Source organism: Kitasatospora hibisci (assembly GCF_043950205.1).
Taxonomy (GTDB): Bacteria; Actinomycetota; Actinomycetes; order Streptomycetales; family Streptomycetaceae; genus Kitasatospora; species Kitasatospora hibisci.
Genome location: NZ_CP171642.1, coordinates 6921747 through 6947442 on the forward strand (window position 1 = coordinate 6921747; position 25696 = coordinate 6947442).

Consider the following 25696-nt stretch of genomic DNA (forward strand, 5'->3'; position numbering starts at 1 on the left):
CAGCTGACGGCTCTGGTGGAGTCCTGGTTCACCGTCAGCAGCCGACCGGGGCTGCTCGCGCACGTCCGCCAGCACGCCGATCCGGCCGGTGGCGCCGACCTTGACTTGTTCGTCCGTAACACCGCTCGGGTCATGTTCCAAGGCGGCTACAGCACCATGGTCGCCGCGCTCGGCAACGCCGTGCACACCCTTCTGCGACACCCCGACGCCCTGGAACGGATGGGCGACCCCAACCTGTTGCGCAGCGGAGTGGACGAGCTGGTCCGGTTCGACGGACCGGTGCAGGGCACCAGCAGGATCGCCACCAAGGACTGCGAGATAGGCGGCACCGCGGTCCGGGCGGGAGAGACCGTGCTGGCGCTGTTCGCCGCCGCGAACCACGACCCGGAGCAGTTCCCCAATCCGGATCAGCTGGTGCTGGACCGCGCGCCCAACCGGCACCTCGGCTTCGGCTGGGGCACCCATTCCTGCATCGGCACGGTCCCTGCCCAGGCGGCGCTGCGTGTTCTGTTGCACGCCCTCCTCGGCCACCCGGTCCGCCTGCGCGCAGCGGGAACACCTGCCCCCCCCCCCACCGCGACGATGCGCGTCTTCGACCAGCTTCCGGTCGCCTTCGGAGCGTGATCTTCCGCGCCACCCGGGGGCAGCCGCACGTTACTCGTGACCTGGAGTGCCTGATGAGAGTCCTGATCGGCAACCACATCGACCCCGCCATCCGCGACCGCGGTGACCTGCGAGCCTGGACCCAGCGTCTGCTGTGGTTCGCCCAGGACGGCGACCTGATCGTGCTCTGCGATGTCCCCGATCCGCGGTTCCTGGCCTACGTCACCGCGCTGACCGGCGTGGATCCGGCGAGCCTGCACGTGCTCATCACCCCGCCCGGACGCTTCGGTGGCCGCCTGCTCGACCCCGATTCCCTGACCAGCCATCAGTTCCTTGACGCGGCACGCGAGGCGCTCACCGCCTCCGACACCCGGCAAGTGGAGGAGGTGTTCGCGCTGTGGCCTTCCGCTTCTGTCGCCCTGTTCGCCGCAGCCCTCGGCCTGGCCGACCGGTTCCCCGGTGCCGCGTTCGTCGCCCAGAGCGGTGGAGAACTCGGCAACAACAAGGCCGCCTTCCGGGCACTCGCCGCCGGGGCCGGAGTGCCGATCGCCCCTGGCGCGGTGTGCCGCAGCGCGAGCGAAGCGATCGACGCCACATCTACCCTGCTCAGCACCGCTGGGGCGGTCGTGGTCAAGCAGGCCCACAACGGAGCCGGCGTCGGCAACCAGCTCCTCGTCCGCGACTCGATGCTGGCCGTGGACCACGTCGGTGCCCGCCACCTCCACCACCTCGACCCCGGCCCGGACGCGATCGATGTGTATTGGCAGGAACGCTGGGACTGGGCCAGTGGTGAGGGCCGCTTCCCCGTCGTCGTCGAGGAGTTCACGCCCAATGCGACCTCCCTCTACTCCGAGCACTACGCCGCCGACACCGGCACCCGTCCCACCGAGATGGGCACCCTGCTGTACGTCTGCCGGCGGCTGAGCCACCAGATCGTCCCCCTGCGCGACGTGGACGACAAGGTCCGCGCCCAGCTCCTGGACGGCGGAACCCGCCTGGCCGAAACCTGGCGGGCGCTCGGCTACCGCGGTCACCTCAGTGCCGACGCGATCGCAACCCCGGACGGTCGCGTGCTGTTTACGGAGGTCAACGCGCAAGTCTCCGGCTCCCTGCACATCTACCAGGTCATCGCTCACCGCATCGTCGACACATCCGCCCTGCCCGAGCGATCCGTCGTCGAGTACCACGTCCCCCCGACCTGGTCCGTCCCCGACGCCGACACCTTCTTCGCGGCCCTCACCGAGCTTGGCTGCGCCTGGGATGCCAACAACCGCACCGGCGTCATCGTCTCGATGCCGATCGTCCCGCTCCAGCCGGGTCTGGCGCAGTTCGTGTTCTGCCTCGCCTATGCCACTGAGGCAGACCGCCAGACGGTATGGGAACGCCTGGACGCCCGCTTCGCGACGGTGCCCGCGAGCGCATACAGCGCCAGCGACCACGTCGGCACCCCTGTGCACTTCGCGTCCTGACTACCGCCACCCCGAAGGGGTTCCCTCATGAACGCGCCCGCCCGCCCCGGACCCGTCCGACTCGCCGAAGCAGCCCGCCTCACCCCCGCGTTCGACGCCGACAGGCTCGCCCGGGAGCTCGCTGCCGTCACCAGCCACCGCTGGCAGCGCCAGCGCATCCACGCCCCCGGCGGCAGCATCGGCGAGGCGACCGCGATCGACTGGCGGGTCCTGCCGCTGCGCAGCCCCGGTGGCGATGGGGAGCGTACCGATCCCGGTGGACCCGGCCCGGTCGACTTCGCCCCCACCCCGTGGCTCGACCGCATGCCCTACCTGCGCGAGATCCTCGCCGGCATCCCGGCGCCGCTGAATGCCGTGCGGCTGATGGCGCTCGGCCCCGGCGCTGCCTCGCAGCCCCACTGCGACCCCAAGTACCGCCTCGACCGCGGGTTCGTACGCCTACACATCCCGATCGTCACCCACCCCGAGGCGGTGCTCGTCCTGGACGGCGCCGAGCATTGCTGGCAGCCCGGCGAGTTCTGCTACGGCGACTTCTCCCGCGAGCACCTGGTGCGCAACACCGGCCGCACGGTGCGGGTCCACACCGTCATCGACGCCCTTCTCACCGAGGAACTCGTCGACCTGTTCCCTACCGCTTGGCAGGCCGCCCTCGCTGAAGCCGACGTCCTGTTCAACCGCCCCGCCCTGCGAGCTACTGCCTTCCCCTCCCCGCTCCCGTACTCGGTGCTGCTGCCCAGCGGCTTCACCGACTTCGACCACGACGACCCGCTGGAGGGCCAACTCGAGCCCGCTCAGATCACCCAGCAGCCCGGCGGCCAGCTAACGCTGACCACCGCCGGACGCCTCCTCGCCCTCGCGCCGACCGGAGACGGCGAGTACCGCTTCGCCGGCTGGAGCGAGCAGCGCACCCTCACGCCCGCCGACGACGGTGTCCTGCTGCAAGTGCGGCGCGGCCGCACCACCCGCAACCGTCACCTGCCGGCCGCGACCACCACCCACTGACTAGACCCGGAGGACAAAACAGCCATGAAGCTGCACAGCCACGACGACTTCACCCCACTGCGCGAGATCATCGTCGGCTCCGCCGCCAACTACCTCTCCCACGAGCGCGACGTCACCTTCGAGCTGTTCCACCACGAGAACCTGACGGGCTTCCGCTCCGACTGGGCCTACCCTCGCCTCGCCACCACCCGCGGCACCGCGCCGCAGAGCTGGCACATCAAGCACGGCTACGCCGAGGAACTCCACGAGGACGTCGAGAACCTCGCCGCCGTTCTCGCTGACCTCGGCGTAATCGTCCACCGGCCCCTGCCGCTACCGCCGAACGCTGACCCCATCGCCGGCCTCGGCTGGCAGGCCGCGCCGACCCCGGCATTGAACATCCGTGACAACACGCTCATCCTCGGCGATGAGATCATCGAGACGCCACCCGCGATCCGCTCCCGCTACCTGGAGACGCGCCTGCTCGCCCCAGTCTTCCGCGCCTACTACGGGGCTGGCGCCCGCTGGACGACGATGCCTCGGCCCCTGCTCACCGACAACTCCTTCGACCTCTCCTACGCGCGCGACGCCACCACGACTCTCGGTGGTCCCACCGAACCGATCGCTGACCCCCAACCGTCCCCGTACGACGTCGGCTTCGAGATGATGCTCGACGGTGCCCAGGTCCTGCGCCTTGGCCGCGACCTGGTGGTCAACATCGCCCATGCAAACCACCTAATGGCGGTCGAGTGGCTGGAACGGCACCTGCAGGGTCACTACCGCATCCACCGTGTCCACCGGATGGCTGACAACCACATCGACAGCATGCTCCTGGCGCTCAAGCCTGGGGTGTTCCTCGCCCGGCACGCCGGCCTCCGCGACCTGCTGCCCGAACCGCTGCAACGCTGGCAGTTCATCGTGCCGCCGCAGCCCGACCCCGGCGCGTTCCCGGCCTACGACGACGCCGACCTGCTCCTGACCAGCCCCTACATCGACCTCAACGTGCTGTCGATCGACGAGAACACGGTGCTGGTCAACGAGGACTGCACGGGCTTGATCAAGACGCTCGACGCCGCTGGCTTCACGACCGTGCCGGTCCGCCACCGGCACCGGCGGCTGTTCGGCGGACGCTTCCACTGCTTCACCCTCGACACTCACCGCTCCGGCGGATGCGAGGACTACCTCTCGTGACGACGCCCCGCGTCCTGCTCCTGGAAGCGGCCAGCCCCGAGTCCGGTGCCCTCGCCGCGACTGCGGTCGCAGCCGGCTACCAGGTATATGCCGCCACTGATCCCGAGACACATGCCACCTATGCGACCGACCTGCAAGCGCTCCTGTCCGGCTGCCTGCTGACAGATTTCCAACGTACGGACAGCGCACTGCGGGATATCGTCGACTACGCCCACCGCTACGGCATCGACGCGGCGCTCACCACCAATGAGTACCTCACCGAGCTGCTCGCGCACGTGTGCGCGGCCCTCGGCCTGCCCGGCAACGATCCGGCCCAGGCCGCTGCGGCACGGAGCAAGGCCGCCATGAGCGAGGCGTTCGCCCGCCACGGCGTCACCGCGCCCCGCAGCCAGGCCGTCGGCACCGAGGACGAACTGCTCGCCCTGTGCTCCGCCCGACAGGTCACCTTCCCGTGCGTCATGAAACCCGCAGCAGGGGCAAGCTCTGCTGGCGTCACCGTAGTGACCAGTCCGGCTGAGGCAGCGGCAGCCTTCCGGGCCGCGAAGGTGTCACGCGGCATGTACGGGATGGAGCTCGATCCGCGAGTCCTCGTCCAGGAATTCATCGAGGGCACCGAGTACAGCGTCGAATCCATCACCCAGAGCGGGACAAGCACACACCTGTGCGTGACCCGCAAGACCGTCACCGGCGGCGCCAACCGGGTCGAACTCGGCCATGGCCTTCCCGTCGTTCTCTCTTCGGAGGCCGAGCAGACCGTCCTCAAGGAGGTAGACCTGGCCATCGCCGCGGTCGGGATTCGCAACGGGGCGTCGCACACGGAGGTGATGCTGGCGCCGGACGGTCGGTGCACCGTGATCGAGATCGGAGCCCGTATCGGCGCCGGGCAGATCGGTTTCCTCATCCAGCACGCGATCGGCATCGACCCATGGGCGGCCTGTCTCGACACAGCCTTGGGCCGCCCGGCCCACCTGGCGCCAACCCGCAGCGGTTACGCCACCGTGCGCTTCCTTACTAGCCTCGCGCTTTCACGAGCGGCGCTGTCCGAGGCTTGATCAAGAGAACGAGGAGTGCCACTGACCTGGGACGATGGGACTTGTCTAGGGTCCTGATCATCCTCAAGAGAGCTGCACTCCTCAGGTGAACAAGCGTAGTGGGTTGTATCCGCGTGTCCGTGTCCGGGGCGACGGTGAGGGGGCGGTCTCACAGGCCGGCGGGGTTCTGCTGGTGGAGACCGCCCGCCGGATCGGCCTGGACACCGCGTTGTCGGCGGCGCTGGAGCCGTGGCGCAAGCCCCGGGCGGTACACGATCCCGGCAAGGTCCTGCTCGACCTCGCCCTGGCCGTCGCACTCGGCGGGGACTGCCTGTCCGACATCGGCGTGCTGCGGGCCGAGCCTGCCGTGTTCGGCCCGGTGGCCTCGGATCCGACGGTGTCCCGGCTGGTCGACGCCCTTGCCGCCGCCGGTCCCCGCGCGCTCGCGGCCGTCCGGCGGGCACGGTCCGAAGTCCGGCAACGGGTATGGAAGTTGGCCGGTCAGGCCGCGCCGGACACCGGCAGCGAGGTGATCGTGGACATCGACGGAGTGCTGGTTCTGGCGCACTCCGAGAAGGAGCACGCGGCTGCGACCTGGAAGAAGACCTTCGGCCACCACCCGCTGTTCGCGTTCGTCGACCACGGCTGTGAAGGGTCCGGCGAGCCGGTCGCGGGCCTGCTGCGGCCGGGGAACGCGGGCAGCAACACCGCAGCCGACCACATCGCCGCCACCCGCCTGGCTCTGGCCCAGTTGCCGAAGAAGCACCGACGCGGACGGCGGACCCTCATCCGCACCGACTCCGGCGGCGGCACCCACGAATTCCTCAACTGGCTCACCGCACGCGGCCGATGGCTGTCCTACTCCATCGGGATGACCATTACGGAAGCGATCCACCAGGCCGTGCTGCTGGTTCCCGCCTCTGCCTGGACGGCGGCCGTCGAGCCGGACGGGAAGATCCGCGACGGCGCCTGGGTCGCCGAACTCGCCGGCGACGTCCTCAAGGGCTGGCCGAAGGGCATGCGGCTGATCGTCCGCAAAGAACGCCCGCACCCCGGCGCCCAGTTGCGCTTCACCGACGCCGACGGCATGCGGCTGACCTGCTTCGCCACCAACACCACCCACACCCCGATCGCCGTCCTGGAACTGCGGCACCGACGGCGCGCCCGGGCCGAGGACCGCATCCGCGCCGCCCGCGACACCGGCCTGCGCAACCTGCCTCTGCACGACGCCGCCCAGAACCAGGTCTGGCTGGAGATCGTTCAGATCGCCCTGGACCTGCTCGCCTGGATGCCCATGCTCGCCCTGACCGGCGACACCCGACGCTGGGAGCCCAAGCGCCTGCGGCTTCGCCTGTTCTCCGCCGCCGCCCAGCTCGTCGCCACCGGCCGCCGCCGCTGGCTCCGCCTCGCCCGCCACTGGCCCTGGACCGACGTGATCACCACCGCGTTCGACCGCCTCCAAGCTCTGCCGCAGCCGGGCTGACCAGCGACAACGCCTCTGTCCCAGCGAGAACCACACCCCCGGAGTCGTGGAACCCGGCGCCCACCCGACGCGACAGTCGGGCCACCGCCCTGCCCATCACCAGCCCGAGAAGCCGAAACGGCCCGGCGGATGAACCGACGGACCGTCACGAAAGATCGAGGCTAGTCCGCACTCCGGACGCCTGGCAGCCGTGTCCGGACTACCCGACCCCAGCCCCCGCGTTCCGATGGTCCGTGTGCGTAAGGCTGTCGGGCAGACCGTCAACGGAGTCACGGACAACACCGCCCGCCTCGGCAGCTTCGTCGTGGTCGGCCCCAACCAGCAGTCTGTCGATCTATATGCAGAGCAGCTGCTCGGCCAGGTCCGCATTGACGTCGAGCCCGGAAAATGGCCGGGCAGCCACTCCACGATCACGGAGACCCAGGATGCCCCGTCCAGCTCCCGCGTTGATCACAGCTGAATGCTTTCCGACGCCGGACGTGGTTCTGCGTAGCAACCAGCCGACCGCCCAGCGGGTAGTGCGTGAGTTCGCGCACCGTCAGGCTGAGACAGCGCTCTCAATCCTCCGGACGTTGAACGAAGTGCTGCCTACGGCCTGCGACATCAACGCGCGGACCGTGGCGCTCACCACGGCGTTCGAAGCCACGGAGGAGTGGCGCTACCGGACCGCGGTGGCGAACCCGCACCCAGCCGGTCGATACGGCGCAGCCTCGACGGAGCAGTTCCGCATACCGATCACCGACGACAACCCGAACCTCTTCCGGATCGGGGAGCACGAGCGGCTCCGGGACGGTGCCACCTGGGATTCGGCCACGCGGACCTACCTCGGCGGCGCCGAGACCCCTGCCAGCCGGACCATGCGACGGATCGCCGCTCTGATCGCTGCGAGGTTCACCCAGTCGCCCGGCGTGGACATCGTGTGCAACCGTGTCACGTTGCCCAGCGGCCAGGCAGCACACGGGATGCGACTACTCCGCGGCAATGCCGCCCACAGTGCTGCGGCCGCAATGGTCGCTCGAGTCGCCGCACGGGGCGGGGACACCTCGCGGATTGTCACCGATGGCCAGCTGGTCTACAGCGCCAGCTCCCCGGAAGCGGACCGAAGGGCGATCTTTCGCAGCGCCATGATCCTGCTCGCCCAGGACCACACTAGCCCGATCGCCGCGCTGACCGCTTGGCTGGAGGCCGCGTACCTGCTCTATCAGGCACCGCGCACGAAGCGGGGCAGTGACGCCACGACCCGAACCTTCCTCATCGCAGCCGGTACACATCTGCTGGGCCGGCCACCGGTGTTGTTGCACGACGTCGACCTGCGGGCCTACGTCCAGCCACAGGACCAGTTCACGGCCGAGCTGCGAGAGGCACAGACCAGAGGTAAACACATGCTGAGCCGCGAGACATCTCGGTAGTGCGACCTTGCGAGTCACGCCTGAAGCTGGTCGAGCACGTTCCGCATCAACTCGTACGTCTGCGGCACCGTGTCAACGTTTCCCAACCGATGCCGCTCCAGGCGGATGGCACCGATGTGGCGAGCCTCGTAGATTCGCGAGCGCAGCACCGCGGCCGGGGAACGGTCCTGGGGGCCGTAGCTTTCCCAGAATGACTCCCGCTCGTCTACCTTCGCCAGCGCCATGCGGATCGTCCAGTCCGCAGCTGGATCACCCCACCATGTGCGGTCCAGGTCGAGGACTCCGGAGATCACCGGTTCGGGTGTGCTCTCGGCGAGCATCACATTGACCGTCCACAGATCACCGGAGAGAAAGCGCGGCTCGGTGATCTCGTCGAGAACTGCACGGTGCTGGCTTGCTACTCCCGCTACCTTGCGTAGATCAGCGGAGTCCAGGCCCACGGCCTCGAGATCGGCAGCGATGTCCTCCAAGGAAGCCGCTACCGCCGCGCTCCATGTGGAGTAGGCCGGGCCGGCGACTGGGCCGAAGTGCGGACCGCGCACCCCGTGGATCTTCCGCGCGATCGCTCCCATCTGTCGGAAGAAGCTCGGCCAGCTCGTGCGGGAGTACCTGCCGAGACCCTCGGGGGCGGGTAGGCCGTCAAGATGGGTCTGGACCATGTAGTCCCGGCCGATCACCTCGTGCGACCAATCCGCGGCAAGGACGCGGGGCATCAGAGGTGCAATCGCCGTCAACCATGGCGCGCTGGCGTACTCGTTGCGCATCAACTGCCGCTCGGAGCGGAACTGCCTACCCGGCTCCGGAGCGATCCGGAGAATCACCGGGCGTTCGTGTCCGATCACGGCCACGCGGTAGGTGTTGTTGTACATGCCCGAGCCCAGCTCTCTGGCGGACTGTACGTCGGCGCCGAACACCCGTTGGCAGACCGCCTGAATCTCGTCGGCGGTCACCGGCTGCTGGAACGCTTCAGCAGCGCGCTCGATCGGCAGAAATTCCATGGGGTTCCCTTGAGCTTCGGGCGGGCGCAGTGAGTCACGGCAGGGTAGGACCGTATGAGTGATGGTCAACTGTGTTACTCATTCGGCCAGTCGACGATACCGGTGCTCGCGACGAATGCTCGCGGTTCTCCACAGTAGTCCCGCGTTGTGCCAGGAGCGAGCCTGGAGCACCTGGGTGGGGGCCGCCCGGCCTGATGGCACTCGAACTGGTGATCCTCATCCAGGCGGGATCGCCCCCGCACGCCGCGTTCCAGATCACCGAGAGGGCTGCCCGGGCTGGACGTTGTCCTCACCTCGACCAGCGCCCGTCAGCCCTGGGACGATGCCAGGGAAGTTCTCGCCCGCCCGATCCCCGACAAGCCAACACAGGACGGTGCTCGATGTCCTTTCAGCCGGATGACGACACCCGGCACGACCTGATGGCAGCGCACGCCAAGGCCGCAGCGTTTCTCGGCCTTGTGTGCGCCGGCCGCCCCCTCTTCGGCACCTCCGGTGCCACCATCGGCTGCCGGGCCGACGACGTCTGGCTCCGAGTCTCCAGAAGCAGCCGAAGGAGGGTGCCCCGTCCGACCGGCCAGGGCGCCCTCGGCGCGGAACAGCTCGTCCCCAAGGCCGTTCCCCGGCCCCGGCTCCACAACACCATGGACTGGACCGAGGCCGACTGGTTCTACCAGGCTGACGTCTTCGACTTCGTGGGTCCGGCGATCTCCTCGACGCCAGACCTCCGCGACGACCCCCGACTGGACGATGGCTGGTGGAACGATCTCAAGGGCGCTCTGGTCGACATCGCGGCCGCACCCAGTACGAAGATCACCCTGCGGCAGACGTGGATCGACGAGGTGTTTCCGAAGTACCTCGGCATTCCGGCCCCGGCAGAGGTCGATCGGACCGCCGGTCACGGTGATTTCCACTGGGCCAACCTGACTTCTGGGCCACTCGTGATCGTTGACTGGGAGCGCTGGGGCCTTGTGCCGGTCGGCTACGACCCTGCCGTCCTGTGGGCCAGCAGCCTCCTCGTCCCTGCGGTCGCGAACCGTATTCGCGTCGAGTTCTCCGACATCCTCGATACCCCGGCCGGACGTGCCGGTCAGCTGATCGCTCTCGCGGAGATGCTCCAGGCCGTAGACCGCGGGCACTACCCAGAGCTAGCGCCTCTCCTCGCCGAGCAGGCTCGTATGCTGACCGTGACTCCCTTACAGCCAGGCGTCGGAGGCGGACCCGTCAGGTAGCCATGGACCTGCGACAGCAACCCATTGAGAATGTCCTGCAGCAGGCGGAGCAGAGCCTCGGCACACGTTTGGACCGGGCGACCCTGGTGCGCAAGCGCCGGACGATCGGAGCCCGTACGGACCGCTCCAGTTGGATCCGGGTGGAACGGCGCCCCAGGGCGCGCGCCCTGGAACAGGGCTCGAGCGGTCTCGAAGCCGCAGCGGCGCTGGCCGGAGTCGCGATGCCACGCTGGTTCAGGGCGGCAGCGTGGCAGGACCCGGACGACGCGGCGATCTGGCAGGCGGACGAAACCTCGCTGCTGCCGGGCTGCCCGGTTGGGTCGGCGATCGTGGTCGCCGACCCAAGGCTGCCGGATACGTGGTGGCGTTCGCTGAACGCCTCATTGGCAGCGCTGGCCGATCAGCGCACGACCCGGGTAGCGACTCCGGACACCGAACAGATCACTCAGGAGCTGGTCGACAGCACCATCCGGGCCGCCTACCCCGAGGCTGCGAACACCAGGGTGGACCGCTGGGGCCCGGCACACGCAGATCTCAACTGGGCGAACGTTACAGGCCCGGAGTTCTGCATGTTCGACTGGGAGGACTGGGGGATGGCGCCGTGCGGACTGGACTCCGCCTCGCTGTACGCCGCCTCTCTAGCCGTGCCGCTGCTCGCTGACCGGGTACGGCGGGAGCGCCGGGCAGAGCTAGAGAGCCGGGACGGGATGGTCATGCGACTGTTCGTGCTTGCGAAGATCGCCGGACCGCACGCACACCCGAGCGATCCCCGAGTGGGGCCGGCTCGGCGGGAGGCTGAGCAGCTTATCCCCGCGCTTCGACCGGGGTGAGGACGGCGAGGAAGCCGCCCCATCGACTACGACCGCTGGCCGCTGTATCGCAGTCTTCAGCGGGCCCGCGCTGTCGGCCGCATCCGGACGTACTGCTTCGGTGTTGGCTGCGACGCTCTTACACTGGCCGCCACGATCCCCAGCGTCCTGGTGATCGACGACGAGGTCTTCGACGAGTTGTTCGGCGAGGTCGTCCGGACGAACGCCGAGGGCGTCACGGTCACCTGGTGGAACGACCAGGACACAAGCCGAGGCATCCCGTTCACCGAACAGAATGTCTCGCAATTCATCAGAACCGAACCTATGGCGCCGCCGGGCGCGGCATGCTTGGCTCTGGCCTGGAGGTACCGCGACCTGCTGCTTGGCACCAGCCCGGGGCAGTTGGCGCCCCCCGAGCGTTTGAAGGAGCCCTGTGTCCAGTGTGCCTGCGGAAGACCGCACCAGCCCGGCCGAGAGCCAGGAGCAGTGGCGCCGGGTGCGCCAGTTCCTCAACGAGAACCGCTTCGCGCTGACTCAGCGTCTGCTCGCCGAGGCCACGCCGGATCACCTGGTGCCAGAGACGCCGCTTCTTGCCCGCGAGCACTGGATCCCCAAGGAACCGGTGCCGCTGGAGCAGGTACAGCTCCGCTGGCAGCCGGAAGCCGCGCCGGCCCTGGTCGACGGCAGCCAAGACGAGCTGGACCACGTGCGCCCGCGCCACGACGACGGTGTGCCGTACGCCCTGTACGCCGACGCCGTGCGAGACCTGGCAAAGCCGCGGCTGTTCGAGAATCGCACCTGCTACCGACTGCTGGTCGTCTCTGACGACGCTGACAGGCCGACGTTGACCTTCGGCCAAGGCCAGTACTTCGACGTGATCAACATCTGCGAAGCGGCCGCCCACGAGTACGCTGCGGCTGCACTGGCGACGCCCGACCAGCCCATCGACACCAGCACCACACCCTTCCGTGAAGTCATCGCTGACCCGACGGACCTGGGCCGGCGCCCGGTCATGGCGGCAACCAGCACCCTGGTGATTCGGCACGACCGCTCGACCGGCGAGGCTGAGTTCATCCTGCACTGGCGCGACCCAGCAAAGGTGGCCAGCGGCGGCGGCCTCTACCAGGTGATGCCGGTCGGGATGTTCCAGGCCTCCCACGACGCACCGTGGAACGAGACCAACGACTTCGACCTCTGGCGAGCGATCCTGCGGGAACTCAGCGAGGAACTGCTCGGCGACAGCGAAGACTACGGCAGCGGCCAGAAGCCGATCGACTACGACGCCTGGCCGCTGAACAAGAGACTGACCGCCGCCCGCGATCAGGGCAGCCTGCGGCTGTACTGGCTCGGCCTCGGCATGGACCCACTGACGTACGTCACCGACATGCTCACCGTGGCCGTCTTCGACGCCGACCTGTTCGACGAGACCTTCCAGCGCATCGTCTCCGGCAACGAGGAAGGCCACCGGGTCGGCCTGGAAGACGGCACCGGTCGGTCGCTCGGTATCCCGTTCTCAGAGGAGCAGATCGACCGGTTGACCGGCGCTGAACCGATGCAGCCGGCCGGAGCAGCACTACTGCGGCTGGCCTGGCAGCACCGAGATGTTCTACTGGCCACGAGCAAGGAGTGAGACGCCCAGCTGGTAGGTGTGGCGCTGGCAGCGTCGGGGTCCGCTCGGACACAGGGGACCGGTCCGCTGTGCGACCGCCTGACGAGCTGACGCCTCACACCACGGCGGTCAGCAGCTTGTGGACGTGTTCCACCGCCTCGGCCACCGGCACGGACTGGGTCTCGCCGGTGGCCCGGGTGGTGACCTCGACCGTGCCGTCGGCCAGGCCGCGGGAGCCGACCGTGATCCGGTAGGGGATGCCGATCAGCTCGACGTCGCGGAACTTCACGCCGGGCCGCTCGTCGCGGTCGTCCAGCAGCACGTCGACCCGCTCGCCCTTCAGCTGCCGGTACAGGCCCTCTGCGGCCTCGACCACCTTCTCGTCGCTGGTGCCGAGGACGACGACGGCCACCTCGAAGGGGGCGACCGCGACCGGCCAGATGATGCCCTTGTCATCGTGATGCGTTTCCACGATGGAGGCGAGTGCCCGCTCCACGCCGATGCCGTAGCTGCCCATGATCGGGACGATGCGCTCGCCGTCCCGTCCGAGGACGGTCACGCCGAGGGTCTCGGTGTACTTGCGGCCGAGCTTGAAGATGTGGCCCACCTCGATGGTGACCACCACCTCCAGCGGCGTACTGCACTGCGGGCAGGGCTCGCCGGCGGTCACCTCGCGCAGGTCCGCCCACTGCTGTACGGCGATGTCCCGCTCGACGGACACACCGCGCAGGTGGACGCCGTCGGTGTTGGCGCCGGTGCTCATGTCGGCACGGCCGCGCAGGGCCTCGTCCGTGAGGATGGGCAGTCCTGCGACGCCGACCGCGCCGAGGCTGCCGGGGGAGGCGCCGAGTGCCGCCTGGATCTCCTCGGCGGTCGCGGGCCGTACCGCCGTGGCGGCGAGCGTGTCGATGAGCTTCTGCTCGACCAAGGCGTGGTCGCCGCGGACCAGGACGAGCGTCAGCTGGTCGTCGACCACGTACACCAGCGTCTTGATCTGCCGCTCGGCCGGCACGTCGTGCTGGCGGGACAGCTCCTCGATGGTGCGCGCGTTCGGGGTGTCGAACCGCTCCGGGGCGTCCAGGCCGGGGCCGTCCACCACGGCGGGCAGGGCGGAGGTCGCCTTCTCGGTGTTCGCCGCGTAGTCGCAGCCCGGGCAGCGGACCACCAGGTCCTCGCCGGCGTTCGACGGGCTCATGAACTCCACCGACGCGCTGCCGCCCATGCTGCCGCTGGACGCCTGCACCGGGATCGCGGGCAGCCCGAGGCGGGCGAAGATCCGCTCGTAGGCGGCCTTGTGCAGGTCGAAGGAGCGATCGAGTCCGCCGGCCTCGATGTCGAAGCTGTACGAGTCCTTCATCGTGAACTCGCGCACCCGCAACAGGCCGCTCTTCGGGCGGGCCTCGTCGCGGAACTTGGTCTGGAACTGGTACCACATCTGCGGCAGGTCCCGGTACGACCGCAGCTCCTGCGACAGGACGGTGAAGATCTCCTCGTGCGTCATGCCGAGCGCCAGGTCCGCACCCTTGCGGTCCTTGAGCCGGAACATCTCCTCGCCCATCACCTCCCAGCGGCCACTGCGCTGCCAGATCTCCGCCGGGTGCAGGGCGGGCAGGACGAACTCCTGGGCGCCGATCGCGGCCATCTCCTCGCGGATGATGTCCATGATCTTGGCGCGGACGCGCACGGCCAGCGGCAGCAGGGAGTAGTGGCCAGCCATGAGCTGCCGGACGAACCCTCCTCTCACCAGCAGACGGTGGCTCACCGCGTCCGCGTCCGCCGGGTCCTCCCGGAGGGTGGGCACGTACAGCTGGGACCAACGCATGGGATCGGAGACCGTCCTCTCGGTGTAGCTGCGGAGTGTCGCGGCGGCGCTCACGCCGACATCACGACGGGGAACGCACTCTAATAGCGGAGTCGTGTCTGGCTCGCTCCATTTTGTGGAGTTTGAGGCCGGGTCGGACTCGCGCGCTCTGGCACAAGCGAGACCGATGACGGAACACGGACGGCTTGGTCAGGCGCGAACGCTCCATTGCCGCTGTTGACCGCTACTGCGACTCCCTTACCGCTGGAGAGGAACCGACCGTTGGCAGCCCGTCAGGCTGCTGAGGGTACGCCGCGGTCCGCGTTTCTCCGTTGCTCGCATGGGGGGCTCGTCCTATCCTCGACGCAACGCGCTGACGGAGACGAGTAGCCGCGATCACGCGAGCCGAGAGAGCTGCCGGTAGCTGGAAAGGCAGTCTCGCGTCCGAGGTGAATCCCCTCCCGAGTGCGGGGAGGAACGGCCCATATGGCCCAATGCCCCGCCGGTTTGCTCCCGTGACCGAGCACCCGAGGCCGTCACCAGATGACGGCGAAGGCGTGGTGGCACCGCGAGTACCCGTCTCGCCCACGCTCCCAAGGGATCATGTCGAGGTTCCTCGACCGATCGAACGGAGCCCGCGCCGTCATGCTGGACGTCGCCCTGATCCGCCAAGACCCCGAGCGCGTCGATCGCGCGCTGCGAAAGCGCGCCGTGGACGCCGACCTCGCGCACTTTCTCGCCATGGACACAGATCTGCGCCGAGTACGAACGCAGACGCAGGAACTGAGGGCCGAACGGAAGCGCCTCTCCCGCGAGGTGGCGCAGCTGGAGCCGGCAAGCGCGCAAGCCGCCGCGCTGCGCGCGGAGTCGAAGACCGTCGGTGAGCGCCTGAGCGGCCTGGAGGCCCGGCGCGCGGAACTCGAAGCCGCTTGCCGGGACTTCCTGGACGGTCTGCCGAACCTGCCCGACGATGACATTGCGCCGGGAGGCAAGGAGAACAACGAGGTCATCCGGTCGGTCGGTGAACCACCCAAGTTCGGCTTTCAGCCTCGGGACCATATCGACCTCGCCCAGCACCTTGGGTTGATCGACTACGAGCGCGGGGTGAAGCTCGGGGGCAGCGGACACTGGCTGTACCGGGGCAACGGTGCGCTGCTGGAGTGGGCCCTGCTCAACCACTTCGTCGACGCCCACCTCCGGGACGGCTACGAGTTCGTCCTGCCCCCGCACCTGCTGACCTACGAGGCCGGGTACACGGCAGGCCAGTTCCCCAAGTTCGCCGACGACGTCTTCGCACTCGAGCAGGGAACCCGGGGACCGCGGCGGTTCCTCCTGCCGACCTCGGAGACCGCGCTGGTGAACCTCCATCGGGACGAGACCCTTCGCGAAGAGGAGTTGCCGAAGAAGTACTTCGCCTACTCGCCGTGCTACCGCAAGGAGATCGGCGGCTACCGCTCCACCGAGCGTGGAACGCTGCGAGGCCACCAGTTCGACAAGGTCGAGATGTTCCAGTTCACCCGCCCCGAGCAGTCCGAGGCCGCGCACGCGGAACTGCTGGGCAAGGCCGAACAGCTGGTTGCCGACCTGGGCCTTCACTACCGGATCACCCGGCTGGCGGCCGAGGACACCAGCGCCGCGATGTGCAAGACGTACGACGTCGAGGTGTTCCTGCCCGGCATCGGCGCCTACGTCGAGGTCAGCTCGGTGTCGAACGCGCGCGACTACCAGGCCCGACGCGGCAACATCCGCTACCGTCCGGCCCAGGGAAGGCCGGCCTTCGTCCACACCCTGAACGCCTCGGGCCTGGCCACCAGTCGGCTGCTACCGGCGATCCTTGAGCAGCACCAGCAGGAGGATGGAAGCGTGACGGTCCCCGAAGTACTCCGTACGTGGGTCAGGACCGACGTCCTGGTGCCTCCGAGCTGACGAATCGCGGGAAGTGCATCGCGCCGCCCGGCGCCGCGCCCGCCGGGCGGCCCTCTTCTGGACAGGCGGCCGCCGGCTGCCCGGTCGAAGGGGCGCGACGCCGGTGTGCCCGACCAGCGGACGAAACGTCGGGGCCGGTGGGTCGGAAGAGTTCAGGTCCGCCGGCCCACGGCGATCACCACCGTCTCGGAGAAGAAGAACCGTCGATCGCGCGCTGCAGCTTGCACGGCCGCGTGCCAGTCAGTGACCTCGATTGCGGTGACCGTCGTCGTGCCGCGTGCGGCCGAGCTCAGTAGTGCTCTGCGCATGTCGGCCACTCGACGCTCGGCATGACCCGTCAGCACCGTCGAGGCGGCCGTGAGTGTCTCGGTGCGGTGCAGGGTCAGCCCGGCGCCCGCGATCAGGCCAGGCAGTGTGCGACCGATGCGGCCGTTCGCGTGGTCCATCCACGGTTGGCGGTCGTCGGTGAAGGCGTGGCACACCCGCCGGTCCAGGTCGGCCGGCGGACCGGAGACCATGATCGAGTCGAAGTCGACGTGCGCGAGCACCAGGGTGCCCTCGGGCTTGAGCAGCCGAATGGCCTCGCGAACGAGCGCCGCAGGGTCGCCGAGGCACTCGAGTACGTTGTAGGACACGACCGCGTCAACGCAGGCATCTGCCAGGGGGAGGGGTCGCCGAAGGTCTGCCTGGACGAGCTGTAAGCCTCCGCCGTGGCCGGTTAGTTGTGTTCGCGCGGTCGAGAGTGCTGCCGCTGAGCGGTCCAGACCGACGAGTCGTGCCCGCGGGTGGCGTCGGGACGTCGCGGCGAGCGTCGGCCCGGTGCCGCAGCCGAGATCGACCAGCGTCCCGTCCGAGGGCAGCTGCGACAGCTCTGCGAGGACAGCGTGAACGGGTTCATCGGACTCGGACATCGGGCACCTCCTGTCCGGATCGCAATACACGGATGCGGCCGTGCAGTTGGTCAGCATCCATCGGTGGCAGCGGGTCTGGGTGGCATTGTGCTGGCGCGGCGGTTGTTGCCACTACATCCGGTCCGGCGCCTGGATACCGAGCAGGTCCAGGCCGAGGGCCAGCGTCTCCGCGGTCAGCCGGCACAGGGCCAACCGGTTCGCCCGGCGGGCCGGCGTCTCCGCTTTCAGGACCGGGCAGGCCCCGTAGAAGTCGGTGAGGGCCTTCGCCAGCGCGAACAGGTACCCGCACAGCCGGTGCGGTTCCAGCTCCCGGGCGACCTCGCGGACGATCGCGTCGAAGCCGTCCAGCAGCAGGATCAACGCCCGCTCCGCCGGGTGCAGCGGCAGCGTGGTGTCGATCGGCTGTTCCAGGGCCTCCTTGGGGGCCTTGCCGAGGATGGTGCGGACCCGGGCGTGGGCGTACTGCATGTAGACGCCGGTGTTGCCCTGGAGCGAGACCATCTGGGCGGTGTCGAAGACATAGTTCTTCGCCCGCGAGGTGGACAGGTCGGCGTACTTGACCGCGCCGATCCCGGCCGCCTGGATCACCTGCTCCAGCACCTCGCCGGTCAGGTCGTGCGGCTTGCCGGCCATCGCCTCGCGGGCGCCCTCGACGGCGGCGTCCAGCAGCTCGGAGAGCCGCACGGTGCCGCCGGAGCGGGTCTTGAACGGCGTGCCGCCGGGGCCCATCACGGTCCCGAACGGCACGTGGACGGCCTCGACGTCGTCGGTGAGCCACCCAGCCCGCCGAGCGGTGTCGAAGACCATCTGGAAGTGCAGCGCCTGCCGCGCGTCGACGACGTACAGGATCCGGTCCGCTTCGAGCTTCCGGATGCGGTACCGGAGGGTGGCCAGGTCGGTGGCCGCGTACCCGTAGCCACCGTCCTTCTTCCGGACGATCAGCGGCACCGGCTCGCCCTCCGGGCCCGTGAGGTCGTCGAAGAACACGCACAGCGCGCCATCGCTGTCCACCGCGATGCCGGCCTCGACCAGTTCCGCGACGACCTCGTCGAGGAACGGGTTGTACGTCGACTCCCCAGCGCAGTCCTGCTCAGTGAGCAGCACCCCGAGCCGGTCGTACAGCTGCTGGAAGGCCCTCGTTGACACCTCGACCAACTCGCGCCACACGCCCAGCGTCACCTCGTCACCGGACTGGAGCGCCACCACCCGCAGCCGCGCCCGCTCGACGAACGCGGGGTCGGCGTCGAACGTCTGCCGCGCCGCCCGATAGAGGCTGTCGAGCACCGAGACCTGCTCGCCCGCGCCGGGCTCCGCCGTGCCGCCCCGCCACTGCACCTCGGGGTGCTCGTCGATGTACTGGATCAGCATGCCGAACTGCGTGCCCCAGTCACCCAGGTGGTTCTGCCGGACAACGTCGCCACCCACGAACGTCAACACCCGGACCAGGCAGTCACCGATCACGGTCGTGCGCAGGTGACCGACGTGCATCTCCTTGGCGATGTTCGGCGCCGAGTAGTCGACGACGGTCCGCGTGCCGGCCAGCGGCAGGCCGAGGCCGAGCCGATGGTCCGCGAGCCGGGCCTCGACCTGGCCCCACAGCTGCGCGTCGGCCACCGTCAGGTTCAGGAACCCAGGCCCGGACACGGTCGACGACACCGCACTGCCGCCCAGCTCCCGCTGGAGTGCCTGCGCCAGCTCCCGGGGCGGCATCCCGGCGTCCCCGGCCAGCGACAGAGCGACGTTCGACTGGAAGTCCGCGTGCTCGGAGGAGCGGACGAGAGGGTCTCGCTTCGACAGCTCACGCGGCAGAACCCGGGCCATGGCGGCCGACACGGCGTGCTCGACAGGGCTGAACGCTGCAAGTACCTCGGTCACGGGTGCTTTCCCTCTCCGGCGCGCACGGGCGTCCGTCGCCAACTTTCCGGAATCGTAGAGGCACCGACCGTGATTCGGTCCACGGCTTTTTGCGTGCCTGGACCGCCACGAACCGGCCGCGGCGGTGCGCAGAGCCAGTGTGGGCAGAGCCAGCGCCAGGGGCGGATGGCGCCGCAGGCGATCATGCCGGACACCTGATGAATCCGCCGGAAGCCCGCGGCCGCCGGCTCGCCCGGCGGGGACACCTCTGAGTGAACTCAGTGGAGTTGATCTCACCCGCCGCCCTAGGCTCGATCGACCGAGCAACCTCTGGAAGGTGCCGTGATCGCCAACGATCCCTCCCCGCGAACCTCCACACGCCCGTCGTGGGAGGAGCTTCCCCTTGCCGTGCGGGAGTCGGCGGCCGCTGCACTGGGCTCACCGGTCGTCCGGGCGCTCCCGCAGGCGGGCGGATTCAGCCCCGGCCTCGCGGTCCGCGCCACCCTCGCCGACGGCCGGGCCGTCTTCCTCAAGGGCATCGTCACCGACCACCCCGCCTACCCGATGTACGCCAACGAGGAAGCCATCAACCGCAGCCTCCCCACCCAGGCGCCCGTCCCGAGGATGCTCGACTCCTGGATGGCCGCCGGGTGGCTCCTCATGGCCTTCGACGACATCCCCGGCGGGCACCCCGACCTCGGACCCGGCTCGACTGACCTGCCCGAGGTCATCCGCCTGCTCGACCAACTCCCTAACACGGTCGACCCGTCGCCGATCCCGGACGCGCCTCCCCTGGCCGGACTGGTGCACGGCGGCCTCCACGGATGGCGTCGCCTCGCGAACGAGCCGACCCACCTCGACCCCTGGTCCGCACGCCACCTGGAACAGCTCGCGGCCATCGAACACGACTGGCCCGCCAACTCCGCCGGCAGCTGCCTGCTGCACGCGGACCTTCGCGCGGACAACATGCTCATGCACAACGGGAACGCGCTGGCCATCGACTGGGCCTACCTGAACCAGGGCGCGGCCTGGATCGACCCAGCCTTCCTTCTCCCGCAGCTCATCCGGGCCGGCCACACCCCGTCCGAGGCCGAGGCACTGATGACCGAGGTGACCTCCTGGAGGAACGCCTCGCCGGCCGCCATCACCTCGTTCGCCGCCGCGCTGGGCGGCTACTGGGAGCGCAGCTCCCGACTTCCCGCTCCGCCCGGGGCTCCGTACCTGCGCGACTACCAGGCCGAGATGGCGGCGGTCGCCCGGCGGTGGATCGCGCACCGAACCGGCTGGGTCTGACCCCAATCGACGCCGCGTCAGCTGCGGTCTCCAGCCCGCGGCCACGCGACCGCGACCCCTGACGTCAAAGAACGACCAGAGACGGAGCGCACATGCACCTCACCCCACGGCCTCCCGGAACCCCCGGCGCGGAGGACATCGCGAGCGCGAAGGAACGGGGATGGCGCGACCTGGCCCCCATCGACGACGCCTACCAGGCAGGGGAGATCACGGCTGCCGAATGGCACGCCGCCGTCCTGAACGTCATCGAACCGGCCTACCTCAACGGCGACAACCCGAGGGCCCAGTCCGGCCACAGCGGCGACGAGACACGCTGGCGAGAGGCCCGCAGCCTGCTCGTCGACCTCCTCCCGCCCGACGGAGGCACGTTCCTCGACATCGGATGCGCCAACGGACACCTGATGGAGAGCCTGACCGCCTGGGCCGCCGAAGCAAGAATCGCCATCGAACCCTACGGAGTGGAGATCTCCACCGCTCTCGCCGACCTCGCCCGAACCCGCTGCCCACAGTGGGCCGACCGCATCTGGACCGCCAACGCGATGGGCTGGAAGCCCCCGCACCGCTTCGACGCCGTCCGCACGGGCCTGGACTACGTACCGGCGGACCTGCACGGCACATACGTGGCCCATCTACTGCACCACGTCGTCACCCCGGGCGGCCGACTGATCATCGGTGTCTACAACGAGGAGCGAGACCGGAGCACCATGCAGGACCTGCTGCGATCCTGCGGCCACATTCCGGCCGGCACCGCCAGGGCAGACCACCGGCACGCTGAGATCCAGTACAAGGGCATGTGGGTGGCCAACACCCGAAGCTCCCAGGTGGCCGCCGACGCTGCGGATGGCCCCGGAGCCTTCTGAACGGCTGCGCAGTCTGTGGCCCCGTGCTTCCTCGAGAGAGGCTCCCCGGTGGATGGCCTGGAACGGTGCTGGCCGGACCTCGGAAGCTTCCCTATCGAAGGTCCGGGCGGGCGCATGCACGAGTTCGATCCCGCTTGGTCAATGGTCCTAGAAGTTCCCTGTTGGCTCCAACGGATAGGTGGCTACCAACATGCAACGCATCATCAAACGAAGTGCCCGAGGAATCCTTCTCAGCGACGATCAGTTGGTCCTCATCAAGCGCACCAGACCGGGTCAGGATCCATACTGGGTAACCGTTGGTGGCGGAGTCGAACCGACGGACGCCGACGTGGAAGCAGCACTTCACCGCGAGGTCTTCGAGGAGCTCGCCGGGGTTGTTAAGACTCCACGGCTGGTGCACCTCATCACCGACTCGCTCGACGGCGGGCTGGGAGTGCAGCTCATCTTCGCCGCCCGTCTCGTCTCGATGCGTCCGAGCGCCAGGACCGGCTCGGAGTTCACCAAGCCCGAGCGCGGTGCCTACGAGGTGGAACTGGTTCCTTTCGCTTCCGATGCTGTCCGCGGCATCAACCTCATGCCGCCCGAACTCGCCGACTTCATTGCCGAGAACATCGCCGCGATCACCGCGGTGATCGACAACTGGTAACGCCCGGGCGGGCCATAGTGCAAATCGCCGAGGGGTCGCTACCAGGCAAGCGGCTCGCGCATGTAGAACAGGCAGCCGGCCGGCCCGTCGCCGGGGAGTGTGGCCAGCCACACCGGTATCGGTGGCATCCTCGGGAGTCTGGTCGGTCTCACCGTAGGCCATCCTGGTGTTCATCTGACCGCGGGAGACCGCGGTGACCGTCAGGAGAATCCGCCGGTCTTGAGCCGCCAGATCGTCTCGGGGACGAAGCCGAGCGAGGCGTACAGGCCCTCACCCGCCTTTCTGGAGTTGAGTTCGATCCGCGTGCAGCCTCGCTCCTTCGTCACCAGCCACCGACGCGGCCGTACCAGCGCTTGTACGGCCGATCAGCAGCTCGACGCGGTCGAGTGCGGCCTGGGTGGATTCGATCAGCCCGGTGTCCCCCTTGGCGATCCGAAGTCGCAGGGCCTCCTGTAGGTGGGTGCGGGCGGGAACCAATTCTCCCTTCTCCATGAGGTGTTTACCGAAATGCTGGAGGGCGAAGTCGACGAGTTCCGGGTGGCGGCTTCGGGCTGCGTCCAGGGCGCCGCGGTAGAGCGCGTCCGCGATGTCCACCTCGCCGGTATAGCGGTGCGCGTCACCGAGGTTGAGTTCGGTGGCGATGACGGCCCGGCTGTTGTCACTGGCTGTGGCCAGGTCGAGCGCCTGCCGCAGGAACGGGTGTGCGTCCTGGGGATCGCCCAGGCTCACCAGGCCGATGCCGATCCATCGGGCCAGGACCCGCGTCTGATTCGGGTCCGCGTCTGCGGGCAGCGCCCGCAGGTCCTCGCGCATCTTCTCGACGGTGCTGGCCAACTGCTCGCGGTCGGCGGGGATCATGCGCAGGTCATCGCTTTGTGTGATGAGGTGCTGGAGCATCCACCCCTCCCTTGTTCGGTTCCGGTTCCGGTCGGTGCTATAGCTGGTCGGTCTGCTGACGCCGGTCGGCCAGCACTTCCCTGCCGTACACGGTGAAGTGGTGCGCCTGGAGTTCGAGCTGGTCCATGAGGTAGCGGACGGCGGGAAGTCGACAGCACTTGCGATAGGGCGCTAAGGGCGGCTTTCGAGACTCGGAAGCTCACGCTGCTGGAGCCCATGTTGCCAGCAGTGCCCAAGTGGCTGGTGACGTTGACGATGCGTCCGTCGCGAGCGTTGCACCATCCCATGCATGGAGCCGGTAGCGGCGGCCTCGCCGGCGTCCTGTTCCACACGGTGCTCATGGCATAGCCGCAAACGCGGCCTGCACGTCCCTGCGCCACCTGGTCCGCCAGGCCGGGAAGCGCTCGGCGGGCAGGAACAGGTGGTCGCAGGAGTAGACGTCGTGGTTGTAGTGGAAGACCAGCTGCATTAGCCCCGCAATGCCTTCCACCACAGCCGCTCCGCCGCGCTCGTAAGCGCGGCGACCGCGATCAGCACCACCGACCGCTGCCGGCCCCCGAACGCGGAGGTCGCCCTGCTCTGGGCGATGGAGGACGTGATCAAGGTCGCTCAGGCTGAGGGGCTGGTCTTGGGGCTTGTCAGTGCTACGTTCCGTAGTCCCAATCGAACATAGGTGACCCCGGCGGTGCGCTAACACCCCGGGGCCCGGCACCAGGAGACGCAACTCCCGATGCAGGTACATCGTAGCGCCCACGCGCGCAACTTCACCGTGCTACCCAACGCCGCCCTGCAGGACCGGGGGCTTTCCTTCACCGCTCGCGGCCTCCTCGTCGACCTGCTGTCGCGGCCGGACCAGTGGCGCGAGGACGCGCGGCAGATGGCCGACTCGAGCACGCAGAGCCGTGCTGCGGTGCGCAAGGCCCTGCAGGAGCTGACCGAGGCGGGGTACTACCGGGTCGAGAAGGTTCGGCTGCCTGACGGCACGATTCGCTCGGAGGCGCACGTCTTCGACACCCCGCAACTACCCGGCGTGGAGGCAGCAAAGGAGCTGCTGGACACGGTAAAGCCGCAGGTGGAGCCGGGTGTACCCCATCCGGCGTCCGGTGCAGCAGACTCCGGTGGCGCTGGCGTCCCTGTTGTAAAGAACCTGATCCAAGAACCTTCCCTCCCTACCCGTGGTGACCACGTACGCTGCCCTGCGGCGGCCACCAGGCGGTCGAGGCCGGAGGGCGGGCGGGCCGTTGTCTCGCTCGCAGACCTGGACGACGGACCCCTGCGCGCGGCGGCCCTTGCCCTGTATCGGGCGCTGAACGACGAGCCGCGCCTGCGGCTGGGCGAGGCGGAGGTCATCGAGCTGGCGCCCCTGGTGGCGCGCTGGCTGGCGGTGGGCTGCGGCCCGGCGGAGCTGGCCGCCGCGCTGCTGCCCGGGCTTCCGGCGACGATCCACTCTCCGGCGGGGATGATCCGTGACCGGCTGCTGCGCAAGCTGCCGCCGACGCAGTGCCCGAGCGTGCCCGCACGCCAAAGGCACGAGTGCGACGTGTGCCGGGCACCGCTGCGCAGGCCCGGCCTGTGCGGACCGTGCTCGGGGAATCCAGGCCCGGTGTCCGCGATCGGCAGCGGGGAGCAGTACACGGCGGCTGGGGCGGCGCGGGCGCGGGCGGCGATGCGCAGACCGAAGTCGCTTGCCGCAGCGCGCTCGTGATGCCTGGAGACGCCGGGCGGCCGTCCCGCAGGGTGTTGCGGGACGGCCGGGCTCGGTATTGCTGGTGGGCTACAGCCGGGCACCAAGCGGGGTGGCGGTCAGGTCGCTGATGTCCTTCGCGGTCCGCAGGGTGTGGTGGATGAGCGGGCGCAGGTCGGCCGGCATCGTGCTGCTCGGCTTGAGCAGCAGGACGGAGCCCATGACCTGGTCGCGCCAGAAGACCGGGGCGGCGACGGAGTCCCACCCGGCCATGCACTCCTGGCGGCCGATGGCGAAGCCGCGTTCACGGATGGCGAGGAGAGAGGCGGCCAACTGGTCGTTGTCGCGGATGACGCCCGGACCGGCGGTCGGCGGTACCTCCTCGGCCAGGACCTGGTCCCGAACGTCCTGGCGCAGGTACGCGAGGATGGCGCGGCCGGATGCTCCCGTGCGCAGCGACCGGGAGACCGAGACGACATCCTCCGCGGTCATGCCGACCTCGGCTGGGTCCATGCCGCCGATCTCGTAGTCGGTGCACAGCCGCTTCGCGCCGCCGAAGGCGCTGAGCACATAGAGGAGCGCGAGGCCGCCGGTGGCCTGGTGGAGACGGACGAGGTACGTGTGTGTGCTCGCGGCACCCGGGGTGCGGGTCATTGCCTGGACCCCGGCTCGAGCGGTGCCGGTGCCGAGCCGGTACGTGCCCCGGCCCACCTGTTCGAAGACGCCAGTGTCGACCCCGGTCTGCAGGATGCGGTGGGCGGTGGCTTCGGGTAGTCCAGCCACGCGGGCGATGTCCCGCAGGGCGTGGACGTCGTCGGGGAGCTGGGTGAACGCCTGCTGGACGGCGTAGGCGCGGGCGGCGAGCGAGGCGGACTTGGCGGGCGGCTCGCTGCTCTGGCGCTGCGCGGGAACGGCGTCCTCGCGCGCGGTGCTGATCTTCATTTCGGTGTGCCCCCCAGAGGGTGTGTCGCGCTTTCCTGGGACGCGACTGCGGATGCCGCCGGCCCGGCCC

At 69.1% G+C, this 25696-nt stretch carries 23 protein-coding genes; 16 read left to right on the forward strand and 7 right to left on the reverse strand.

All coding sequences use genetic code 11. The annotated features are described in order from the left end of the window. Window positions 1-15 precede the first annotated feature (15 nt). The 8 genes from ACF9IK_RS30160 to ACF9IK_RS30195 all read left to right on the forward strand — a co-directional run bounded on the left by ACF9IK_RS30160 (window position 16) and on the right by ACF9IK_RS30195 (window position 8167). Complete coding sequence (locus ACF9IK_RS30160) at window positions 16-624, forward strand: cytochrome P450 (protein ID WP_395297227.1); 609 nt, start codon at window positions 16-18, stop codon at window positions 622-624. A gap of 53 nt (window positions 625-677) precedes the next feature. After that, window positions 678-2072 (forward strand): hypothetical protein, encoded by a 1395-nt coding sequence (locus tag ACF9IK_RS30165; RefSeq protein ID WP_395297228.1) that lies wholly within the window; start codon window positions 678-680, stop codon window positions 2070-2072. Between the two features lie 27 nt (window positions 2073-2099). Further along, window positions 2100-3074, forward strand: a complete 975-nt coding sequence (locus tag ACF9IK_RS30170) for an aspartyl/asparaginyl beta-hydroxylase domain-containing protein (RefSeq protein ID WP_395297229.1) — start codon at window positions 2100-2102, stop codon at window positions 3072-3074. 24 nt (window positions 3075-3098) lie between these two features. After that, entirely contained in the window at window positions 3099-4244 is a 1146-nt protein-coding gene (locus ACF9IK_RS30175; protein ID WP_395297230.1) for a glycine amidinotransferase, read from the forward strand. Beyond that, window positions 4241-5296: an ATP-grasp domain-containing protein gene (locus ACF9IK_RS30180; RefSeq protein WP_395297231.1), complete on the forward strand. Its 1056-nt coding sequence runs from the start codon at window positions 4241-4243 to the stop codon at window positions 5294-5296. The genes ACF9IK_RS30175 and ACF9IK_RS30180 overlap by 4 nt, the downstream gene beginning before the upstream one ends. A gap of 85 nt (window positions 5297-5381) precedes the next feature. After that, entirely contained in the window at window positions 5382-6758 is a 1377-nt protein-coding gene (locus ACF9IK_RS30185) for an IS1380 family transposase (RefSeq protein ID WP_395292246.1), read from the forward strand. Between the two features lie 154 nt (window positions 6759-6912). Continuing rightward, complete coding sequence (locus ACF9IK_RS30190; RefSeq protein ID WP_395298722.1) at window positions 6913-7218, forward strand: hypothetical protein; 306 nt, start codon at window positions 6913-6915, stop codon at window positions 7216-7218. 112 nt (window positions 7219-7330) lie between these two features. Beyond that, a complete protein-coding gene (locus ACF9IK_RS30195) occupies window positions 7331-8167 on the forward strand; it encodes a hypothetical protein (protein ID WP_395297232.1) in 837 nt (278 codons plus the stop codon). Window positions 8168-8181: 14 nt separating this feature from the next. Here ACF9IK_RS30195 and ACF9IK_RS30200 read toward each other — a convergent pair whose 3' ends face one another. Then, window positions 8182-9165 carry a phosphotransferase family protein gene (locus ACF9IK_RS30200; protein WP_395297233.1) on the reverse strand — a complete coding sequence of 328 codons (984 nt, stop codon included), beginning with the start codon at window positions 9163-9165 and terminating at the stop codon, window positions 8182-8184. 380 nt (window positions 9166-9545) lie between these two features. On the opposite strand from ACF9IK_RS30200, the gene ACF9IK_RS30205 reads away from it, so the two are divergent. The 3 genes from ACF9IK_RS30205 (at window position 9546) to ACF9IK_RS30215 (ending at window position 12833) form a co-directional block, all read left to right on the forward strand. Further along, entirely contained in the window at window positions 9546-10394 is an 849-nt protein-coding gene (locus ACF9IK_RS30205; protein ID WP_395297234.1) for a hypothetical protein, read from the forward strand. A 2-nt stretch (window positions 10395-10396) separates the two neighbouring features. Further along, window positions 10397-11224 carry a hypothetical protein gene (locus ACF9IK_RS30210; protein WP_395297235.1) on the forward strand — a complete coding sequence of 276 codons (828 nt, stop codon included), beginning with the start codon at window positions 10397-10399 and terminating at the stop codon, window positions 11222-11224. A 412-nt stretch (window positions 11225-11636) separates the two neighbouring features. Further along, on the forward strand, window positions 11637-12833 hold the full coding sequence (locus ACF9IK_RS30215) for an XRE family transcriptional regulator (RefSeq protein WP_395297236.1): 1197 nt from the start codon (window positions 11637-11639) through the stop codon (window positions 12831-12833). A gap of 94 nt (window positions 12834-12927) precedes the next feature. Here ACF9IK_RS30215 and ACF9IK_RS30220 read toward each other — a convergent pair whose 3' ends face one another. Then, the gene (locus ACF9IK_RS30220) at window positions 12928-14634 is read right to left on the reverse strand and encodes a proline--tRNA ligase (RefSeq protein WP_395297237.1); all 1707 of its coding nucleotides are present in this window, start codon (window positions 14632-14634) and stop codon (window positions 12928-12930) included. A 624-nt stretch (window positions 14635-15258) separates the two neighbouring features. Between ACF9IK_RS30220 and serS the strand changes: the two genes are divergently transcribed. Continuing rightward, entirely contained in the window at window positions 15259-16539 is a 1281-nt protein-coding gene (gene serS, locus ACF9IK_RS30225; protein WP_395297238.1) for a serine--tRNA ligase, read from the forward strand. 152 nt (window positions 16540-16691) lie between these two features. Here serS and ACF9IK_RS30230 read toward each other — a convergent pair whose 3' ends face one another. Both ACF9IK_RS30230 and argS read right to left on the reverse strand, forming a co-directional pair. Then, window positions 16692-17450 (reverse strand): methyltransferase domain-containing protein, encoded by a 759-nt coding sequence (locus ACF9IK_RS30230; protein WP_395297239.1) that lies wholly within the window; start codon window positions 17448-17450, stop codon window positions 16692-16694. 111 nt (window positions 17451-17561) lie between these two features. Continuing rightward, window positions 17562-19325, reverse strand: a complete 1764-nt coding sequence (argS, locus tag ACF9IK_RS30235; RefSeq protein WP_395297240.1) for an arginine--tRNA ligase — start codon at window positions 19323-19325, stop codon at window positions 17562-17564. Window positions 19326-19712: 387 nt separating this feature from the next. Here argS and ACF9IK_RS30240 point away from each other — a divergent pair, with 387 nt between their 5' ends. The 3 genes from ACF9IK_RS30240 (at window position 19713) to ACF9IK_RS30250 (ending at window position 22103) form a co-directional block, all read left to right on the forward strand. Further along, window positions 19713-20597: a phosphotransferase gene (locus ACF9IK_RS30240; RefSeq protein WP_395297241.1), complete on the forward strand. Its 885-nt coding sequence runs from the start codon at window positions 19713-19715 to the stop codon at window positions 20595-20597. A 92-nt stretch (window positions 20598-20689) separates the two neighbouring features. Further along, window positions 20690-21457 carry a class I SAM-dependent methyltransferase gene (locus tag ACF9IK_RS30245; RefSeq protein WP_395297242.1) on the forward strand — a complete coding sequence of 256 codons (768 nt, stop codon included), beginning with the start codon at window positions 20690-20692 and terminating at the stop codon, window positions 21455-21457. Window positions 21458-21647: 190 nt separating this feature from the next. After that, on the forward strand, window positions 21648-22103 hold the full coding sequence (locus ACF9IK_RS30250) for an NUDIX hydrolase (RefSeq protein ID WP_395297243.1): 456 nt from the start codon (window positions 21648-21650) through the stop codon (window positions 22101-22103). A 270-nt stretch (window positions 22104-22373) separates the two neighbouring features. Here the strand turns inward: ACF9IK_RS30250 and ACF9IK_RS30255 are convergent, their stop codons facing one another. Continuing rightward, window positions 22374-23000 (reverse strand): tetratricopeptide repeat protein, encoded by a 627-nt coding sequence (locus ACF9IK_RS30255; protein ID WP_395297244.1) that lies wholly within the window; start codon window positions 22998-23000, stop codon window positions 22374-22376. 337 nt (window positions 23001-23337) lie between these two features. After that, window positions 23338-23490, reverse strand: a complete 153-nt coding sequence (locus tag ACF9IK_RS30260) for a hypothetical protein (protein ID WP_395297245.1) — start codon at window positions 23488-23490, stop codon at window positions 23338-23340. Between the two features lie 240 nt (window positions 23491-23730). On the opposite strand from ACF9IK_RS30260, the gene ACF9IK_RS30265 reads away from it, so the two are divergent. Further along, a complete protein-coding gene (locus ACF9IK_RS30265; protein ID WP_395297246.1) occupies window positions 23731-24705 on the forward strand; it encodes a hypothetical protein in 975 nt (324 codons plus the stop codon). Window positions 24706-24774: 69 nt separating this feature from the next. Here ACF9IK_RS30265 and ACF9IK_RS30270 read toward each other — a convergent pair whose 3' ends face one another. Continuing rightward, complete coding sequence (locus tag ACF9IK_RS30270; protein ID WP_395297247.1) at window positions 24775-25626, reverse strand: IclR family transcriptional regulator; 852 nt, start codon at window positions 25624-25626, stop codon at window positions 24775-24777. Window positions 25627-25696: the final 70 nt, after the last annotated feature.

Excerpts from the sequence above, each read along its gene's own strand:
- ACF9IK_RS30165 (WP_395297228.1), top strand. The coding sequence starts at position 678 with ATGAGAGTCCTGATCGGCAACCACATCGACCCCGCCATCCGCGACCGC.
- ACF9IK_RS30170 (WP_395297229.1), top strand. The coding sequence starts at position 2,100 with ATGAACGCGCCCGCCCGCCCCGGACCCGTCCGACTCGCCGAAGCAGCC.
- ACF9IK_RS30175 (WP_395297230.1), top strand. The coding sequence starts at position 3,099 with ATGAAGCTGCACAGCCACGACGACTTCACCCCACTGCGCGAGATCATC.
- ACF9IK_RS30200 (WP_395297233.1), bottom strand. The coding sequence starts at position 9,165 with ATGGAATTTCTGCCGATCGAGCGCGCTGCTGAAGCGTTCCAGCAGCCG.
- ACF9IK_RS30205 (WP_395297234.1), top strand. The coding sequence starts at position 9,546 with ATGTCCTTTCAGCCGGATGACGACACCCGGCACGACCTGATGGCAGCG.
- ACF9IK_RS30210 (WP_395297235.1), top strand. The coding sequence starts at position 10,397 with ATGGACCTGCGACAGCAACCCATTGAGAATGTCCTGCAGCAGGCGGAG.
- ACF9IK_RS30220 (WP_395297237.1), bottom strand. The coding sequence starts at position 14,634 with ATGCGTTGGTCCCAGCTGTACGTGCCCACCCTCCGGGAGGACCCGGCG.
- serS (WP_395297238.1), top strand. The coding sequence starts at position 15,259 with ATGCTGGACGTCGCCCTGATCCGCCAAGACCCCGAGCGCGTCGATCGC.
- ACF9IK_RS30230 (WP_395297239.1), bottom strand. The coding sequence starts at position 17,450 with ATGTCCGAGTCCGATGAACCCGTTCACGCTGTCCTCGCAGAGCTGTCG.
- ACF9IK_RS30245 (WP_395297242.1), top strand. The coding sequence starts at position 20,690 with ATGCACCTCACCCCACGGCCTCCCGGAACCCCCGGCGCGGAGGACATC.
- ACF9IK_RS30250 (WP_395297243.1), top strand. The coding sequence starts at position 21,648 with ATGCAACGCATCATCAAACGAAGTGCCCGAGGAATCCTTCTCAGCGAC.
- ACF9IK_RS30255 (WP_395297244.1), bottom strand. The coding sequence starts at position 23,000 with ATGCTCCAGCACCTCATCACACAAAGCGATGACCTGCGCATGATCCCC.
- ACF9IK_RS30265 (WP_395297246.1), top strand. The coding sequence starts at position 23,731 with ATGCAGGTACATCGTAGCGCCCACGCGCGCAACTTCACCGTGCTACCC.
- ACF9IK_RS30270 (WP_395297247.1), bottom strand. The coding sequence starts at position 25,626 with ATGAAGATCAGCACCGCGCGCGAGGACGCCGTTCCCGCGCAGCGCCAG.